Annotated in this window: 14 protein-coding genes and 4 pseudogenes; 12 read left to right on the forward strand and 6 right to left on the reverse strand. The window is 34.3% G+C overall.

Annotation, left to right across the window (positions count from 1 at the left end):
* Positions 1-94 precede the first annotated feature (94 nt).
* The 4 genes from O1Q06_RS01110 to O1Q06_RS01125 all read left to right on the forward strand — a co-directional run bounded on the left by O1Q06_RS01110 (position 95) and on the right by O1Q06_RS01125 (position 5,263).
* Entirely contained in the window at positions 95-1,498 is a 1,404-nt protein-coding gene (locus O1Q06_RS01110) for an NAD(P)H-dependent flavin oxidoreductase (RefSeq protein ID WP_410542784.1), read from the forward strand.
* Between the two features lie 83 nt (positions 1,499-1,581).
* A complete protein-coding gene (locus O1Q06_RS01115) occupies positions 1,582-2,481 on the forward strand; it encodes a hypothetical protein (protein ID WP_410542785.1) in 900 nt (299 codons plus the stop codon).
* Positions 2,482-2,595: 114 nt separating this feature from the next.
* A complete protein-coding gene (gene metG, locus O1Q06_RS01120) occupies positions 2,596-4,125 on the forward strand; it encodes a methionine--tRNA ligase (RefSeq protein WP_410542786.1) in 1,530 nt (509 codons plus the stop codon).
* Positions 4,126-4,258: 133 nt separating this feature from the next.
* Complete coding sequence (locus O1Q06_RS01125) at positions 4,259-5,263, forward strand: IS630 family transposase (protein ID WP_410542787.1); 1,005 nt, start codon at positions 4,259-4,261, stop codon at positions 5,261-5,263.
* Here O1Q06_RS01125 and O1Q06_RS01130 read toward each other — a convergent pair.
* Entirely contained in the window at positions 5,260-5,385 is a 126-nt protein-coding gene (locus tag O1Q06_RS01130) for a hypothetical protein (protein WP_410542788.1), read from the reverse strand. The genes O1Q06_RS01125 and O1Q06_RS01130 overlap by 4 nt on opposite strands.
* A 319-nt stretch (positions 5,386-5,704) precedes the next feature.
* Here O1Q06_RS01130 and O1Q06_RS01135 point away from each other — a divergent pair.
* Positions 5,705-6,100 (forward strand): annotated as a pseudogene (locus tag O1Q06_RS01135) (hypothetical protein); the annotation flags it as partial.
* Positions 6,101-6,130: 30 nt separating this feature from the next.
* Here O1Q06_RS01135 and O1Q06_RS01140 read toward each other — a convergent pair.
* On the reverse strand, positions 6,131-6,469 hold the full coding sequence (locus tag O1Q06_RS01140) for an outer membrane protein assembly factor BamE (protein WP_007302809.1): 339 nt from the start codon (positions 6,467-6,469) through the stop codon (positions 6,131-6,133).
* A gap of 129 nt (positions 6,470-6,598) precedes the next feature.
* Between O1Q06_RS01140 and O1Q06_RS01145 the strand changes: the two genes are divergently transcribed.
* The 3 genes and pseudogenes from O1Q06_RS01145 (at position 6,599) to O1Q06_RS01155 (ending at position 9,118) form a co-directional block, all read left to right on the forward strand.
* Positions 6,599-7,588 (forward strand): ribonucleotide-diphosphate reductase subunit beta, encoded by a 990-nt coding sequence (locus O1Q06_RS01145; RefSeq protein ID WP_006013958.1) that lies wholly within the window; start codon positions 6,599-6,601, stop codon positions 7,586-7,588.
* A 75-nt stretch (positions 7,589-7,663) separates the two neighbouring features.
* Positions 7,664-8,143: pseudogene (locus tag O1Q06_RS01150) on the forward strand (IS6 family transposase); the annotation flags it as partial.
* A gap of 107 nt (positions 8,144-8,250) precedes the next feature.
* Positions 8,251-9,118: pseudogene (locus O1Q06_RS01155) on the forward strand (IS982 family transposase).
* A gap of 16 nt (positions 9,119-9,134) precedes the next feature.
* Here the strand turns inward: O1Q06_RS01155 and O1Q06_RS01160 are convergent.
* From O1Q06_RS01160 to odhB, 4 genes are all read right to left on the reverse strand, one after another.
* On the reverse strand, positions 9,135-9,911 hold the full coding sequence (locus tag O1Q06_RS01160) for an enoyl-ACP reductase (RefSeq protein ID WP_410542789.1): 777 nt from the start codon (positions 9,909-9,911) through the stop codon (positions 9,135-9,137).
* 420 nt (positions 9,912-10,331) lie between these two features.
* A complete protein-coding gene (locus O1Q06_RS01165) occupies positions 10,332-10,685 on the reverse strand; it encodes a hypothetical protein (RefSeq protein ID WP_410542790.1) in 354 nt (117 codons plus the stop codon).
* The gene (locus O1Q06_RS01170) at positions 10,686-11,069 is read right to left on the reverse strand and encodes a hypothetical protein (RefSeq protein WP_410542791.1); all 384 of its coding nucleotides are present in this window, start codon (positions 11,067-11,069) and stop codon (positions 10,686-10,688) included.
* Between the two features lie 617 nt (positions 11,070-11,686).
* A complete protein-coding gene (gene odhB, locus O1Q06_RS01175; protein WP_410542792.1) occupies positions 11,687-12,856 on the reverse strand; it encodes a 2-oxoglutarate dehydrogenase complex dihydrolipoyllysine-residue succinyltransferase in 1,170 nt (389 codons plus the stop codon).
* 206 nt (positions 12,857-13,062) lie between these two features.
* Here odhB and O1Q06_RS01180 point away from each other — a divergent pair.
* The 4 genes and pseudogenes from O1Q06_RS01180 (at position 13,063) to O1Q06_RS01195 (ending at position 17,279) form a co-directional block, all read left to right on the forward strand.
* A pseudogene (locus O1Q06_RS01180) lies at positions 13,063-14,058 on the forward strand (IS630 family transposase).
* 36 nt (positions 14,059-14,094) lie between these two features.
* On the forward strand, positions 14,095-15,732 hold the full coding sequence (locus O1Q06_RS01185) for a hypothetical protein (protein ID WP_410542793.1): 1,638 nt from the start codon (positions 14,095-14,097) through the stop codon (positions 15,730-15,732).
* A 235-nt stretch (positions 15,733-15,967) separates the two neighbouring features.
* A complete protein-coding gene (gene uppS, locus O1Q06_RS01190) occupies positions 15,968-16,663 on the forward strand; it encodes a polyprenyl diphosphate synthase (protein ID WP_410542794.1) in 696 nt (231 codons plus the stop codon).
* On the forward strand, positions 16,653-17,279 hold the full coding sequence (locus tag O1Q06_RS01195) for a phosphatidate cytidylyltransferase (RefSeq protein ID WP_007302837.1): 627 nt from the start codon (positions 16,653-16,655) through the stop codon (positions 17,277-17,279). Before uppS ends, O1Q06_RS01195 begins: the two co-directional genes overlap by 11 nt.
* Positions 17,280-17,285: the final 6 nt, after the last annotated feature.

The raw sequence follows: 17,285 nt of genomic DNA on the forward strand, positions 1-17,285 counted from the left end.
ATGTCTACTTAAAACTGAATTTGTGTGCATTAAAAGAAAAGCTATTATTTTTTTAGCAATTAAGTAAAATAGAGTGAAAGATTAAGAGGAAATTTTGAAAAATAAGATAAAAAAGATAGCAATTTCAGGGAAGGAAGTATGGCCAATCATCGAGGGCGGCAAAGGCATTGCAGTAAGTGATGGAAGGTCAAGCGGAGCATTTGCTGCAGCGAATGCTGTTGGTACGTTTTCTGGTGCAAATGCTAAACTTATCGATGACAATGGCGAGCTGGTACCACTAATTTATAAAGGTAAAACAAGAAATGAAAAGCACGAAGAGTTAATTAAGTATAGTATTGAGGCTGGAGTTAGTCAAGCAAAAATAGCGAATGAAATATCAAAGGGCCGTGGAAGAATACATATGAACGTGCTTTGGGAAATGGGAGCAGCAGAACAAGTCCTTCATGGCATATTAGAAAAAGCAAAAGGCTTAGTTCATGGCATCACTTGCGGTGCTGGTATGCCTTACAGGCTTGGAGAAATTGCAGGTAAATATCAAGTTTATTACTACCCTATTATCTCATCGGCGCGCGCTTTTAAAGCGTTGTGGAAACGTGCTTACCAAAAAATATCTTCTTTTTTACTTGGTGGAGTAGTATATGAGGATCCGTGGCTTGCTGGTGGTCACAATGGACTCAGTAATAGTGAAGATCCAGAATTATCACAGGCTCCATTTGAAAGAGTTGCAGAGCTTAGGTCTTTCATGAACGAAATTGGTCTTGCTGAAACGCCAATTGTGATGGCAGGGGGAGTGTGGCATTTAAAGGATTGGGAACATTGGTTTGAAAATTCACAAATCGGACCAATAGCTTTTCAATTTGGTACTCGTCCGCTTTTGACGAAAGAAAGCCCGATTTCTACAGAGTGGAAAAAGAAATTACTCGCTTTAGAAGAAGGTGACGTATTTTTAAACAAATTTAGTCCGACAGGATTTTACTCATCTGCAGTAAGAAATAGCTTCATACGTGAGCTACAGGAACGGCATTCACGTCAAATAAAATTTTCAGAAAGTATAAGCGGAGAATTTAATAATGAATTTGCAATGGGCAGCAGAGGTAGAAAGATTTACTTCACTGCACAAGACAAAGAGCTAGCAAATGCATGGATTAAAGCAGGGTATACAGAGGTAATGAAAACTCCAGATACAACTGTTATTTTTGTGACACCAGGTAAATTTGAGGAGATAAGGCAAGATCAAATTAATTGCATGGGATGTTTAAGCCATTGTTTGTTTAGCAATTGGAAAGATCACGGTGACCATTCAACAGGACAAAAACCAGATCCAAGGAGTTTCTGTATACAAAAGACACTGCAAAACATTGTACATGACGGCAATGTTGAAAATGAACTCATGTTTTCTGGACACAATGTGTACAGATTTAAGCAAGACCCATTTTATGAGAATGGCTACGTACCGACAGTAAAAGAACTGGTGGGAAGGATATTAACTGGGTATTAGGTTATGGCTGAATTGACAGGTAAACTTTACTTTGTTATAATAAATGTTTATTAATTTAATCTTAATTCTCTGGGAGAATTTTTATGGATAGTAGTGTTTTAAAAAGGTATGCACTTGCCTATATAAAAAAAACTGGCAGTAACGATAATGTTGAAGAGTTTTTACAGCATACACTGAATTCGACTTGGAATGAGCAAGAGTTCGACAGAATGTATGGAGAGTTTACACATAGCATTCCAACTCGTAGGCACAGTACAGAACGTGATAATGGAAGTAGCAGGCAACAACCTACGGGACCTCAGGTTACACACGTACATGTACACAATAATAGAGGTTTAGATTTTTGGGATTATTTTCTACTGCGTAGCCTATTTAGTGGTAATACTACAGTGATAAATAACCTTGGTTCCGGTAGCAGTAACCAGCCAAACAGAGAAGATAAGAAAAAAGACTCAGAAGACAGCATGAAATTATTAGCTTTAGGGATAGTAGCTGTAGTTGCGTGTGTTGCTTTCCATGCTTTAATGTGTGTTTGGTACAACAGCAGCGAAAAAACGGCTAGAAAGTCAGAAAAAATAGATTATCTAGATAGTCAACTTAAAATGTTCAGAAATATAGAATTTGCAGTTGGTGCAATTTCTTTAGCAGCTTTGGTAGGTTGCGCTATTAACCCAGTCTTACCAGTTTGGGGTTTAGTCATTCTTGGCATTAATTCTCTCGTGTGTCTTGCTGGTGGTGTGGCTTTTCATATGAAACATGAGAAAGAGTCAGAAAATATTAAGAAGGCTGAAGAAGCAGTAGATAGCTATCTTGGACAAAGTCATAATTATAGAAATTCTTCTCATTATGATGCACCACCTCCTTACTCTCCTCAAGATCCTAATACTGCTCCAAGCGCTCCTCCTCAAGGTGTATTTAATAATCCTTACCCGGAGCAATGTGTTGGAGGTTATAGACAGCAAACTGATTACTCTAAAGCGTAAATCACTTACAAGGATACCGCTGCAAAACGCAGCGGTATAATGGTTTTTAGATTGTTTGTGTTATATTGATTTTTATTACTAGTGCAGATACGATAAAGCTTTAAACAGTACAAAATGGAGCAATTTGAGAGCTTTTACGTCACTACGCCAATATATTACGTAAACGACAAGCCACATATCGGCCACGCATATACTTCCCTTATCTGTGATATTACAGCTAGATTTATGAAATTAGCTGGAAAGAACGTCAAATTTACTACTGGTACAGATGAACATGGACAGAAAATTGAAAAAGCGGCTAAGGTAAAGGGAATAGAGCCAAAAGAATTTACAGATGAAATAAGTGTTACGTTCAGAAAATTGGCTGAGCTAATGAACTTTGATTATGATGATTTTATTCGCACCACAGAAGAACGTCATGAAAAAGCAGTTATAGCTCTATGGAATAGGCTTGAAGAGAGAGGGCAAATATATCTGGATTCTTACTCAGGTTGGTATTCAGTTCGTGACGAAGCATTTTATCAGGAATCAGAGTTGATAGATGGCAGAGCACCAACAGGCGCTGAAGTTCAGTGGATAAAAGAAGAGAGCTACTTTTTTCGTTTGTCAAGTTGGCAAAATAAATTACTAGAGTTATACGAAAATCAGCCGAATTTCATCTTTCCTGAGAGCAGAAAAAACGAGGTGGTATCGTTTGTAAAATCAGGACTTACTGACCTTTCGATTTCTCGTACTAGTTTTAATTGGGGAATAAAAGTACCAGGGAATGACAAGCACGTAATTTATGTTTGGATAGATGCACTCACTAACTATCTCACGTCAATAGGCTTTCCTAATATAGAAGATAAGGAATATAAGAAGTTTTGGACAAACTCCTTCAACGTTCATGTGATCGGTAAAGACATACTGCGTTTTCACGCTGTATACTGGCCAGCTATTCTTCTTGCATCAGATTTACCACTGCCAAAGCAAGTTGCAGTTCATGGTTGGTGGCTAAACGAGGGGGAAAAAATATCCAAATCCCTTGGTAACGTTATAGATCCAATTGATCTTGCAGAAGAGTTTGGTGTTGATCAACTACGCTATTTTCTCCTTCGGGAAGCAAGTTTCGGTCAAGATGGTAATTTCAGTAAGAAGAACATGATCAGCCGCATAAACTCAGAGCTGGCAAACAATATAGGCAATTTAGTGCAAAGAACAATTTCATTTCTGCACAAGCAATGCTTTGGAGTTGTACCAGTGGTCGATCGCAATTTGCTTAAAGATGATGAGAGTTTACCAAATTGCAAAGCCATAATTGATCAAGTAATGGATCATCTATCAAAGTATGAATTTAACCAGATTATACTCCTGATTATCAATATCTCTTCCAAGGCCAATGCTTACATAGATAGAAGTGCACCTTGGACATTAAGTAAAACCGATAGAGAGCATATGAATTTAGTAATTTACAAACTACTCGAATACATCAGAATAATTGGTATTTTATTGCAGCCAATTGTTCCCAGATCAGCAGAAACGATACTCGATCAGTTGCAAATTCCAAAAGAACAACGCGATTTAAAATTTCTGTGCAATGCGTGCGTAAGCTCAGGCACTACAGTGCCTAAACCTACGCCGATTTTTTTAAGGGTGAATATTTAAAGAACCCTTAGTAAACCAGGCTGAATTGGTCGTTGTGTAGTTAACTTGCTTATACCAATTCCCGCTATACAAGCAACGAATAGAAAATAATGGAAAAAAGCCATACTGAAGTAAGTAAAATAGCGAGGTTTAGATGGCATTAAGATCAAAATTATTGGATGAAAAAGTGGTGAAATCAGCAAAAGAGATGCTGAAGAGAGTAAGAAATAATGCGTATGTTGCAAAAAAACTAAATGCTGTAATTGCAGCAAAAAAGCACAGTATAACAGCTGTAGCAAAAATATGTTGCATTTCGAGAAAGGCAATTACTACATGGATAAAGCACATAAAATTTGGAAGAGAAGAAAAATTATTTGCTCCACCTCAACGCCGTAGAAAAACTATATTGAACCAAAGTCAACTTGAACGAATTGAGTTGTGGATAGAGGAAAACCCCAATATTACTATTAGAGAAATGAGAATAAGAATCCAAGAAAGATTTGGTTTGAATATCAGCAAATCCGCAATACATCGTAATATGCAAAGAATGAAATTCTCATATATCACACCAAGACCAGTTCATAGTGGACAAGATAAAAACAAGCAAGAGGAGTTTAAAAAAAACCTCAATGAAACTATTGTCATGCATTCTGAAAAAGAGCTATTTTTCTTCGATGAATCACGGTTTGGTACACATTCAAAAGTTGGACATGGGTGGTTTAAAAAAGGCAGTAGGACACAGGTTAAGGTAAAATTAGGTAGGGAAAATTTTTATCTCTATAGTACAGTTAATCCCAGAAATGGAGAGAATTTTAGCTTATTTGCACCAAACGTCAACACTGATTGTATAAATATATTCCTTGAACAGATGTCGCAATATTTAGGAATACGAAAGGCTTTTCTCTTGATGGATTGCGCTAGTTGGCATAAGTCAAAAAATTTAAAGGCACCTAAAAATATCGAAATTATATACCTACCACCATACTCACCTGAACTCAATCCTGTTGAGAGGTTTTGGTTATATATAAAACAGAACATTTTACGCAATAAAATCTACGATACAATTGTTCTGCTTGAATGCGCTTTGTGTAAATTTATTACCTCTTTTTCCCCTTCCACGGTTAAACAACTCTGCTATGCTTCTTATTTGGTTCATTAATAATGAGAATTGGTATTAGAAGGTTTTTTATTATCCTGTGGAGGTGTCCAATTCTTTAAACCTTCGAGTGGTAAAGGAGGTGGTGGCGGAGCTGATGATGGTGTGTTATTATTAGTAAGCATTTTTCTTCCTCATTATTAATATTATATTAATAATGATTAAATTATTAGTACTTATCAATAATTTATGAGTAAATTAATATTAAGATAATAAAATAAAAAGGAAAGAGAGAGGAGCAGTCTTCTAAGAAGAAATAGAAGCTGTCTTAAACCTCAAGTCATCACTTTGTTACCACAGCACATCATCGATGTTTTGGTATAGAGTAATCAGAATCATAAAAATAGCTTAGTGTTAGCTATTTTTATGATAACCTCTCTTAAACAATTGATATTTTACAGTGTTTTTGGTAAAATAATAGCTTAAGGCTTAGAATAAAAGTTTATGAGTGAAGCACAGGGTCCAAATATTGCAGAATGGCAGGCACAGCAGCAACACCAGGAAGCCGCTAGTGAGAAAAGTGGTTTAGGTCTTGGTCATAGTGACTCTGTTGCAACAATTGTGGATGGAATGAAGTGGATGTTCAACTTTCATGAAGGAGCAATTGCTGCTTATAATAATGTATTCGAAGGTTTGGTAAGTGGTAGCAGTCTAGTAACGTTATTTGGGAAATCAGGTAATATGTTTGGCATAAAATTTCTTGAAAGCCTTGCTGAATATTTTTCAGGTGGTGGTGGAGAAGATATGCCATCAGAAGGAATGGGTATGGACTACGGTGATGAGGGGCATCGTCCGGATGATTATCCCCACTCTAACAATGAAATAGCTCAAAGTGCTGATACTTGTGATGAAAAATAGATCAGCAAATTTTCAATCAACAACAGCTAAAGACCTTTCTGCAACGTTGATTTCTCTTATATCTGTAACTTCGTCATTCTGATTAAACGAAATTTGCAGAGACTTACTACTGTACTTCCTTTTTCCCAAGAAGTTAGCTTGTTTAATTTTATATGAGACATAGTACCAAACATTTTCGTCGAACTTTGATACTAGTGTTGGCGATCCTAAAGTATGAACCACTTTTTCTCTATCATCACCTACTTGTATTTTGCTCCACAGTTCAATATTAATGCCAGGAACTCCGTGATTGTGAATAGTGTGAGTGCAGCTCACTGTAAATAATAAAATAAAAGATATTAATACTCGCATTTCGTCAATTAATTATTTGAAATCATAATACACTGATAAACTATCTGTCGTCAAATTTCAAAAAAGTTAAATTGACTGATTCTCAATATCATTTAATATAATATTTACTTCAGAATAACTAGGTACATTATGTCATTGCTAGAAGCAGATCCAATATACAAGCCTTTTAATTATCCTTGGGCATATGATGCATGGTTGCAGCAACAAAGGATACACTGGATACCTGAAGAAGTTCCGCTTGCTGATGATGTGAAAGATTGGAAAACCAAACTTTCGAATGTAGAGAAAAATTTATTGACCCAGATTTTTAGGTTTTTTACTCAAGCAGATATTGAAGTAAATAACTGCTATATGAGGCATTATTCAAATATATTTAAGCCAACAGAAATATGTATGATGCTTGCAAGCTTTTCCAATATGGAGACTATACACATTGCAGCCTATTCATACCTTCTAGATACGATTGGCATGCCAGAAAGTGAATATCAAGCATTCTTAAAATATGATGCTATGAGAAAGAAGTATGAATATATGTTAGAATTTGAGGAAAGTAAAAAGCACGATAAAAAACATGTTGCTAAAACTTTAGCAGTATTTGGTGCCTTCACTGAAGGATTGCAGTTATTTGCATCATTTGCAATTTTGCTCAATTTTCAACGGTTTGGAAAAATGAAAGGTATGGGGCAAATAATTGCTTGGTCAGCACGTGACGAAACCTTGCACACCAATTCAATTATCAATTTGTTCAATACGTTTATTAAAGAGAATAATGAAATTTGGAATGACGAGTTTAAAGAAGAATTATATTCTGCATGTCGCACTATTGTTGAACTTGAAGATGAATTTATAAGTCTTGCTTTTGATTTAGGAGATGTTGAAGGGCTATCTGCAGAGGAAGTGCGCAATTATATACGTTACATAGCAAACAGAAGGTTAACGCAATTAGGTCTTAAATCTATATATAATGTTAAAGATAACCCTATTCCTTGGCTTGATGAAATACTAAATGGCGTGGAACATACAAATTTCTTTGAAAATAGAGTAACAGAGTATAGCCGTGCAGCAACTCAAGGCACTTGGGAGGAAGCTTTTGCTAAAAACGATACAAAAAGTGAATAGCAGTAACTTCGGTTCTGTCGCATTTGTAGGGAAGTAGAAAGAAGAATGATATAATTGTCTAAAAATAAAGCAAAGATGTTTCGTATCAATCAAAAATTATTGCCATCCTTCAAAGGATTTAGCTTTTCAGCGATGTTATCTGTATACATGAAATGTCGATTCTCTTTGAGCTATCGAGATTTGGAAGAAATTATGAGTATAAGGGGAGCAAAAATTGACCATGCTACGTTACAAAGTGGGTTATCACCACTGATAGACTAGGCAGTAAGGAAAAGAAAGAAGCAGGTTGGTAGTAGTTGGAGAGACCTACATTAAATTAAACGGTAAATGGGTTTATTTATATAGAGCACTATTGGTAATACTGTAGACTTCCTCTTGTGTGTTAGTAGAGACAAGTCTGCAGCACTTGCATTCTTTCGTAAAGCCTTCAGGAGTAACTATCTTCCCGAGAAAATTGTCATTGATAAAAGCGGCAGTAATACTGCTGCTCTTGATGATTTGAATGCAGAAATTTCTGAAGATTATAGAATCACAGTTCTTCAAATAAAATATCTAATACCAATTCCCGCTATACAAACGCTAATTCTGGATTAAAAAGAGAATAGAAAAGTCAGGAGAGTAGGGTAAACTCAACAAATAGAAAAAAATAGATGAGGTTACCCATGGAAGATATAACAAAACTGTTTTGTCTGGTCGATGATTTTTGCAGAGATATAGAGAAAAATTTTGCAGATAAACTACTGCCAAACGGTAAAAACCCACAAGAGTGCCAGAAATTACACATTCGGAAATTATCACAATAATCCTCCTGTATCAGCAATCTCCCTGTGAAAATTTTAAGGCTTTCTACCTGCATTACCTAACATTGCTCTACAAACAGAGTTTTCGAAGTTGCCTTCATACACTAGGTTTGTTGCTCTAAAGCCCAGGGTTTTGTGGCATTTAGCCATGCTATTACAGTGCCTTTGCGGATGGTCAGAACTTACTGGAATCTCATACATAGATACAACTCCTATTGCAGTTTGCCATGCAAAAAGAATATCAAGAAATAAGGTTTTTGCTGGAATTGCAAAATTAAGCAAGAGTACATATGGCTGGTTTTTCGGCTTTAAACTACATTTGATAATTAACGAGAAAGGTGAAATTCAAGCTTTTACGCTTACAAGAGGTAATGTTGACGATAGAGAGCCTGTAGCAAACCTAACTAAGAAATTAACCGGTCTTTTGTTTGGTGATAAAGGCTATATTAAAAAAGAGCTTTTCCAAGAGTTGTTTAACCGCGGTTTGAAACTTGTTACCAAGGTGAAAAAGGGGATGAAAAACGCATTAATTTCACTACATGAAAAGATTTTGCTGAGAAAAAGGTCGATCATTGAGACGATTTTTGGCTACCTCAAAAATAGACTTGAAATTGAACATACTCGCCATAGATCTCCCGTTAATTTCTTGGTTCACATCTTTTCTACTCTCATTTCCTATTCCTTGAAATCCAAAAAGCCTTCCATTTCCTATACTTTCTTCCTTCCTTAATCCAGAATTAGCGTTATTAGTCTACTATCTTCATTCCCACAATATTATACCCTGAATCAACATGTAAAATTTCTCCAGTTGTACCACTACTCAGGTCGCTTAATAAGTATAGTGCTGCCTTGCCAACATCTTCTATTGTAACATTGCGTCTCAGTGGAGAATTACTTCTATTCCATTCCGATATGGAGTGAAAATCGCTTATTCCAGAAGATGCTAAAGTTCTGATTGGACCAGCAGAAATTGCATTTACTCTGATGTTCTTTGGCCCAAGATCACATGCTATATATTTTACACTTGCTTCAAGTGCTGCTTTACATAAACCCATCACATTATAATTTGGCATAACTTTTTCAGCACCATAGTAAGATAAAGTAAGTAAACTACCACCATTTAACATCATTTTTTCCGCTCTTTGCGCTAAAGCAGTAAAAGAATAGCACGATATATGCATTGCATTAATAAAGTTGTTTAGTGAAGTATTGACATATTTACCATTTAGCTCATTTTTATCGGAGAATGCTATTGCATGTACCAAAAAATCAATAGCACCCCACTTCTCCTTTATTTCCTTAAAAGCATTATCTATAGTTTCCTCATTTGAAACATTACAGTGCAATATTAACTCTACATTTAATTCACTTGCTATTGGTAATAATTTCTCTTTTATTGTTTCATTTTGATAAGTAATTGCAAGCTCAGCTCCGTGCTCTGAGAGAGTCTTTGCTATACCATATGCTATTGACCTCTTATTTATTATTCCGGTTATTAACCCTTTTTTACCCTGCAATATCATGGAAATTATTTGCCTTTTTTATAATTTGAAATATTAACTAGGCAAAGTCAATTATGTTTTAACTGTAGCTAACGTATAAAAATTACTTCCGCATATTTCCAACCTCATTATAATTACAATTAGAGATATTTTAAGAGCTCAAAATCTATCTTTAGTCTGCAGACTTTTTAATCAAACTTATTAAAAATATATTCTTCAGTGTATATCTGTCGTATATGCACTGCATTTTTTTCTAACTTTTTTTTTTACACAGGAGGATTTTATGTCCAGAATTCCAGATACTTGACCTTTACTTTAAAACCAACTGGCGCCTATGGTTTTTATAAAAAGATTACAGGAAATAAAAATACTCTAGAGAACATGAAATAAGGATACTGAAATATAAGCTGCCTACATTTGCAAGCAGCTCATAAAGTCTTCTTATTTACTTACTCCTTGAGCAGAAGAAAGTTGTTTTGATATAGTCACACTTTCGATACTTGTTGAAGGATTCTGTGAAACTTTTACTATTTCAGAACCTTCTTTACGTAAGTAGGATAGTGCATCATACAAGGACTTCGCTTCGTATTGTTTTCCTACTTTTACTTCTTTATGTGCAGCTATTTGCTCCCAAGTGATATCATTGCTTTCAATAAGCTTGATAGAACCGTCATCACTAATATTAATTTTCATTTTACATTCTTTTTCTTCATCGTACCAATTCAAAGTCATGTTATATGAGCCATTAGCTACTTCATAAATTCTTACTCCATGCTCATCAACTCGTCCACGCATTCATCTTTTTTCATCTCCAGGTAGCAACAATGTAACCGCCGTTATCCTATTGCTTTCAAAAAAATCATTAGTTTTAATATTATTAATGTTTATTTTTCCTTTATTATCATTCAGCACAATTCTTGCAGTCAACATAGTTCTAATTGGACTTCTCACTCTAAGCTGTACAGATTCTACATCACTGTTTTCTATGTGTTGAGCAATTTCTTGCTTAGTTTCATCAATAATCTTGCCTTTTAGATATTTACCGTGATTTTCATTTTCTGAATTATAAGGAGAGCTATCAGCAAGAATTCGCCTTTTTGACTCTTCATCATCATAATCTAAATATTCAATTTTGCGGTCATGCTTGGTACCTAAAAATGGATGATCATCTGCTCTCACCCTATTATTCGGAGGAAAATTGAAAGTCCTATTCGGTTTATCACTCGATACTGATTCAGATATACCTTGAACAGCTTCAAAACTTTTTTTTAAAAGAATTAGTTAACATTATATACCCCCTTATTCTATAAATAGTCTTATCTTAGAATGTTTTTAACATATGTCAAATAAAAGTTTGATATATTTGACATAAAAGCGTTTTAAATAATAAGAGCAAAATGGACAAATCTATTTCGTGAGTAACCAAAAACCGTTTTGTATTCATTCAGATAAGGAAAAATAGCAGATAGTGTCATGCAAGTAGCTGACACCCTTTTGGTGGACCACACACACAACTTTACAAACATTGCAATATGGCACATAGTAAATGATGTCATTCTATAACGCAAGACCTATACTCACCCAACCTAATGCATTACTTGCAATTTGGATCCCAGTGTCAGCTACTTGGGTAACACCAAATGGGCTACTCGCATTTTTTAGGCCTAAATCACAATGCTCGTACAGTAAGCACTGACCATTTTTCGTATAAGTTACCTTTATAAACAAATGTTTGTACAGCTGTAACACCCACCTTGCAAACTTCAGAAAAACTTACTTGTCGTTTTTTAATCTGTTTAAATTTCCAAAACCAATCTATTTGGATCTTCTATGTAATTTTTGATTTTAACAAGGAAAGTAACTGCTCCTTTGCCATCAACTATTCTGTGGTCGTAAGAGAGGGAAATGTACATCATAGGTCTGATTTCAATTGAGCTACTCACAGCAACTGGCCTATTTTGTATTGAGTGCATGCCAAGTATTCCAGATTGCGGAGGGTTTATTATCGGAGTAGAAAGAAGTGAACCATATACACCACCGTTTGAGATAGTAAATGTTGCACCTTCCATTTCCGATACTTGCAGCTTACCTTCTCGTGCTTTTTTGCCAAGAGCAACTAAAGTTAGTTCAATTTCAGCAAATGACATTTGATCAGCATCACGAATAACTGGTACAACAAGACCTTTATCAGTGCCAACAGCAACACCTATGTCATAGTAATTTTTATATACAATTTCATCACCTGAAATCTCAGCGTTAATCTCACGAATTTCTTTTAGTGCTTGTACTGCTGCCTTTATAAAAAACGACATGAAACCCAGTTTTATTCCATATTTCTTTTCAAAAGTTTCTTTATACTTTGCCCTCAGATCCATGACGTTTTTCATGTCAATTTCATTGAACGTGGTCAGTATTGCAGCAGTATTTTGCGATGCTTTCAAACGAGCAGCTATTACTTGCCTTATTTTGCTCATTTTCACTCGCTCTTCTCTTCTCTCTCCACTTACTACACTTTTTGGAGATTCATATTGTTTTACCGAAGGTTGTTCAGCTTTACTCATATGGTCTATCACATCCGCTTTAGTTATTCTACCTTCCATGCCAGTTCCTTTTACATTTTCTGCACTAATTGCATTTTCTTCCATAATTTTACGAGCTGAAGGGGCATCTTTTTTATCAGGGCCTTCGCCTTTATCTTCTTTTTTCACTTCTTCTACTTCTCCTGCAGCAAGTTTTGCGAGTAATTGATCAGGGCTAATTATATCATCTTCTTTCACAAAAAATTCAGTTATTTGTCCTGAAGCTTCTGCAGTTAGTTCTAGCGCCGTTTTATCAGTTTCAATTTCAAAGATCAAGTCATCTACCTTTACTGCTTCGCCGATATTTTTCTTTATTTTTACTATACCTTCCGTAACTGATTCACCACCAAGAGTTTTTGGCGCTCTGATTTCTATAATTTTGCTCATAAAATAACTTCTATATAAAACTTTCTATAAATTTATACATGAAAAGAAACATAAATAAACTAATAAATTCATTAGGCCTTATGCTTGATTCTTTCCTCCTAATACATGCAAAATTAAAATACTAATACCAATTCCCGCTATACAAGCAACGAATAGAAAATAATGGAAAAAAGCCATACTGAAGTAAGTAAAATAGCGAGGTTTAGATGGCATTAAGATCAAAATTATTGGATGAAAAAGTGGTGAAATCAGCAAAAGAGATGCTGAAGAGAGTAAGAAATAATGCGTATGTTGCAAAAAAACTAAATGCTGTAATTGCAGCAAAAAAGCACAGTATAACAGCTGTAGCAAAAATATGTTACATTTCGAGAAAGGCAATTACTACATGGATAAAGCACATAAAATTTGGAAGAGAAGAAAAATTATTTGCTCCACCTCAACGCCGTAGAAAAACTATATTGAACCAAAGTCAACTTGAACGAATTGAGTTGTGGATAGAAGAAAACCTATTAGAGAAATGAGAATAAGAATCCAAGAAAGATTTGGTTTGAATATCAGCAAATCCGCAATACATCGTAATATGCAAAGAATGAAATTCTCATATATCACACCAAGACCAGTTCATAGTGGACAAGATAAAAACAAGCAAGAGGAGTTTAAAAAAAAACCTCAATGAAACTATTGTCATGCATTCTGAAAAAGAGCTATTTTTCTTCGATGAATCACGGTTTGGTACACATTCGAAAGTTGGACATGGGTGGTTTAAAAAAGGCAGTAGGACACAGGTTAAGGTAAAATTAGGTAGGGAAAATTTTTATCTCTATAGTGCAGTTAATCCCAGAAATGGAGAGAATTTTAGCTTATTTGCACCAAACGTCAACACTGATTGTATAAATATATTCCTTGAACAGATGTCGCAATATTTAGGAATACGAAAGGCTTTTCTCGTGATGGATTGCGCTAGTTGGCATAAGTCAAAAAATTTAAAGGCACCTAAAAATATCGAAATTATATACCTACCACCATACTCACCTGAACTCAATCCTGTTGAGAGGTTTTGGTTATATATAAAACAGAACATTTTACGCAATAAAATCTACGATACAATTGTTCTGCTTGAATGCGCTTTGTGTAAATTTATTACCTCTCTTTCCCCTTCCACGGTTAAACAACTCTGCTATGCTTCTTATTTGGTTCATTAATAATGAGAATTGGTATAAGTAAATTGAAATAAGATTATGGATTTTGATAAGGCAGGCAATGCAGAAGACTTATATAACGAAAAACTTCAACTGATATGTAAGACTTATAACAGAGAATTACTATCAAATCAAAGAGTTGTTGATTGCATCAATTCAATGGATTACAGTAAGCTTAAAATCTTATGCAAGTATCATAATAAGTTTAGTCACAAAGGTATTGAAGAATTACTATTAGATGAGAGCATTGTTAATCACATCAACGATTATGATGATGAAATGTTTAGGTCCATGCTAAATAATGCACCTGCGGAGCACAATATTCTAGAAATACTAAAAGGTGGAAAGATTTGCAATATCAACAATGAATTCGAAAGTAGTGATAGTGAGGAGAAAGAAGAAGATTATGGATATTATGATTACGAGGAAGATGAAAAAAATGATCCGAATAACTTCGCTAAAGAAGCACTGGGAAATAAAGGAATTAATGAAAAACATGTTGATGATGTTCAGTTTTGCAACGATGCAGATGTGGGAATACCACTAGAAAATCAAAATGCTATTAGGAATATCCGTTTTATTCAGTGGATGATAGTTGAGAGTGATGGTAAGCTTAGTGAGCAAAATGTTACAGAATTACTAAAAGATTCGAGTTCTATTGATCGAATTAACTCTCTTGATGATCAAAAGCTTCAACTTATACCCAAGAGTGATAAGTTTAGTGGTGAAAATATTATAGAGTTATTAGGAAATCAAAGAGTTGTTGAATACCTCTATTTTTTTGATTATGAAAAATTTGAACTCATTCATAATAGTGATAAGTTTAATAGTAGCAAGTATGCTAGTAGCAGTCACAAGGTTATAAGGTTGCTAGAAAATCAAGAGCTTGTTAAGCACATCAACTTTATTGACTATGAAAAACTTCAATTCATACTTTGTAATGATAAGTTTCTTCTTAGCGATATTATAATACTACTAAAAAATCAGGAGGTTGTTGAGAATATCATTTCTTTTAACATTGAAAAATTTCGACTCATATTTTATAGTGACAAGCTTAACTGTGTAGATACAATAGAATTACTAGAAAATCAGAAAATTGTTGATTGCATCGATTCGATTGCTCTTAAGAAATTAGAACTCATACTTAATAATGGGAATTTTAGTTTTGAAGATATTATAAAAACACTAAAAGATCAAAAAATTGTCGATTGCATCAATTCAATTGCTCCTGAGAAATTAGAACTCATATTTAATAAGTTTAGTTCTCAAGATATTATAAAAGTACTAGAAGATCAAGATGTTGTTAAGGGCATCAATTCTGTTACCACTAAAGAGCTAAAAGCAATAACAGATAATGTTACTGGTAAGGTATTTGTCAATATATTTAAAAATTTTAAACCTAGCGTAAAGTCGACTTTGAGGCTTGCTATACTCCTGCGTAAAGCTGGTAAAATTACAGATATTAATATCGATTACTTGAACAACAAGGAACGTATTTACGAAGATATAATTAAATATGTTCCCCAAGAGCTGGACATAAATATAGAGTCACTTATACCACTCCCTACATTTAAAAGATATACTGAATGCAAAGAACCTGTGTCAAAATTATATAATTTATCTTTAGAGCAGGTTATTGAGAATATCAATCCACATAAAAGAGCTAGGTATTTCTAATAACACCAAATTCATTTATTTATAATAATTTTACTATATCGTAAAACCATCTATATCAGACTATTTTTACTATATTTTCTTGGTAAAATCACTGGCAGCTGACACCGAGGTTGAGAAAATTTTTGTAATATAGACTATCAATGATTTTTCAGTAATAATATAGTTTTAGGTGGATATAGTGAACGTTTCATACAGAGATATAGACATTAAGCTAACTAGAACAGGTTGAATTCAAATGTTGAATCTAGAATCTCTGCCAAAACATCTAGCAATTATTATGGATGGTAATGGTAGGTGGGCAAACAATCAAGGAAGGGTAAAAATTGATGGCTATAGAAAAGGCAGTGAGGTTGCATTTGATATTGCTAAGCATTGCACAGTCCTGGCCATACCTTACTTAACTTTGTATGCATTTTCCATGGAAAATTGGCTCAGACCTGAAAACGAAACAGACTACCTATTTGATTTATTTTACTCCGCTTTAACTAATGAAGACAAAATCAATTTCATTTGCAATTGTAACATTAAGTTAAATTTTATTGGCAATTTAAGTCTATTGCCCAGTAAAATATTCGATCAAATCAAAAAAGCAGAAGAAGTGACACATAAGAACGATGGTCTATTACTCACTGTTGCAGTTAGTTATGGAGCAAAGCAGGAAATTATACATGCTATCAACAACGTCATAAAAGGAAATATTGATTGCGTATTGGAAGAGGAATTTGAAAAATTTCTGTATACTAAAGATTTGCCAAAATTGGATTTATTAATTCGCACTGGTGGCGAAAAAAGGTTAAGCAATTTTTTATTATGGCAAGCAGCTTATGCTGAATTGTATTTTTGTGATACTTTGTGGCCCGATTTTTCTTGTCAAGATTTGACCAAAGCACTAGAAGATTATACGAAAAGAGAAAAAAAATATGGTAGATAATAACTTTATGGTTAGAATATTGTCCTCAATAGTAATATTACTCATATTTTCTTTTGCTACATATTTCAGTGATTTATCATTTTATCTACTAATTTTTTCAATTGCAGTTTTATCTTCTTTTGAATGGTATAATCTAACTCAGGGCAATAGAATCTTATACATTTTCGCATTACTATTAATCGCACTACCAAATGCCTCGCTAATATGCCTATATAATCTACCACAGGGAAAATATGCATTAGTATGGCTTATCTTAACTATTTGGAGCATCGATATTGCTGCCTATTTTTTCGGCAAAAATTTTGGTAAAACTAGAATTTGTCCAATCATTAGCCCTGGGAAAACTTGGTTAGGACTTTTTGGTGCAGTCTTAGCTGGAATAGTGTGTACAATTTTTGGCTCAATATTTTTGAGTTTATTTCCAATTTTTTATTCTCCAATAATTGGTTTGATAGTTGCTATTCTAGCCCAACTTGGAGATTTCACTGAGTCACTCATCAAAAGAGTTTACAATGTTAAAGATAGTGGAGGTATTATACCAGGCCATGGAGGAGTACTCGACCGTATGGATAGTTTCATTTTTACTGCCCCTCTCATTGCTATTTACATAAGCTAAAAAAAT

It is taken from the genome of Wolbachia endosymbiont of Tetranychus urticae (genome assembly GCF_046529255.1).
Taxonomy (GTDB): Bacteria; Pseudomonadota; Alphaproteobacteria; order Rickettsiales; family Anaplasmataceae; genus Wolbachia.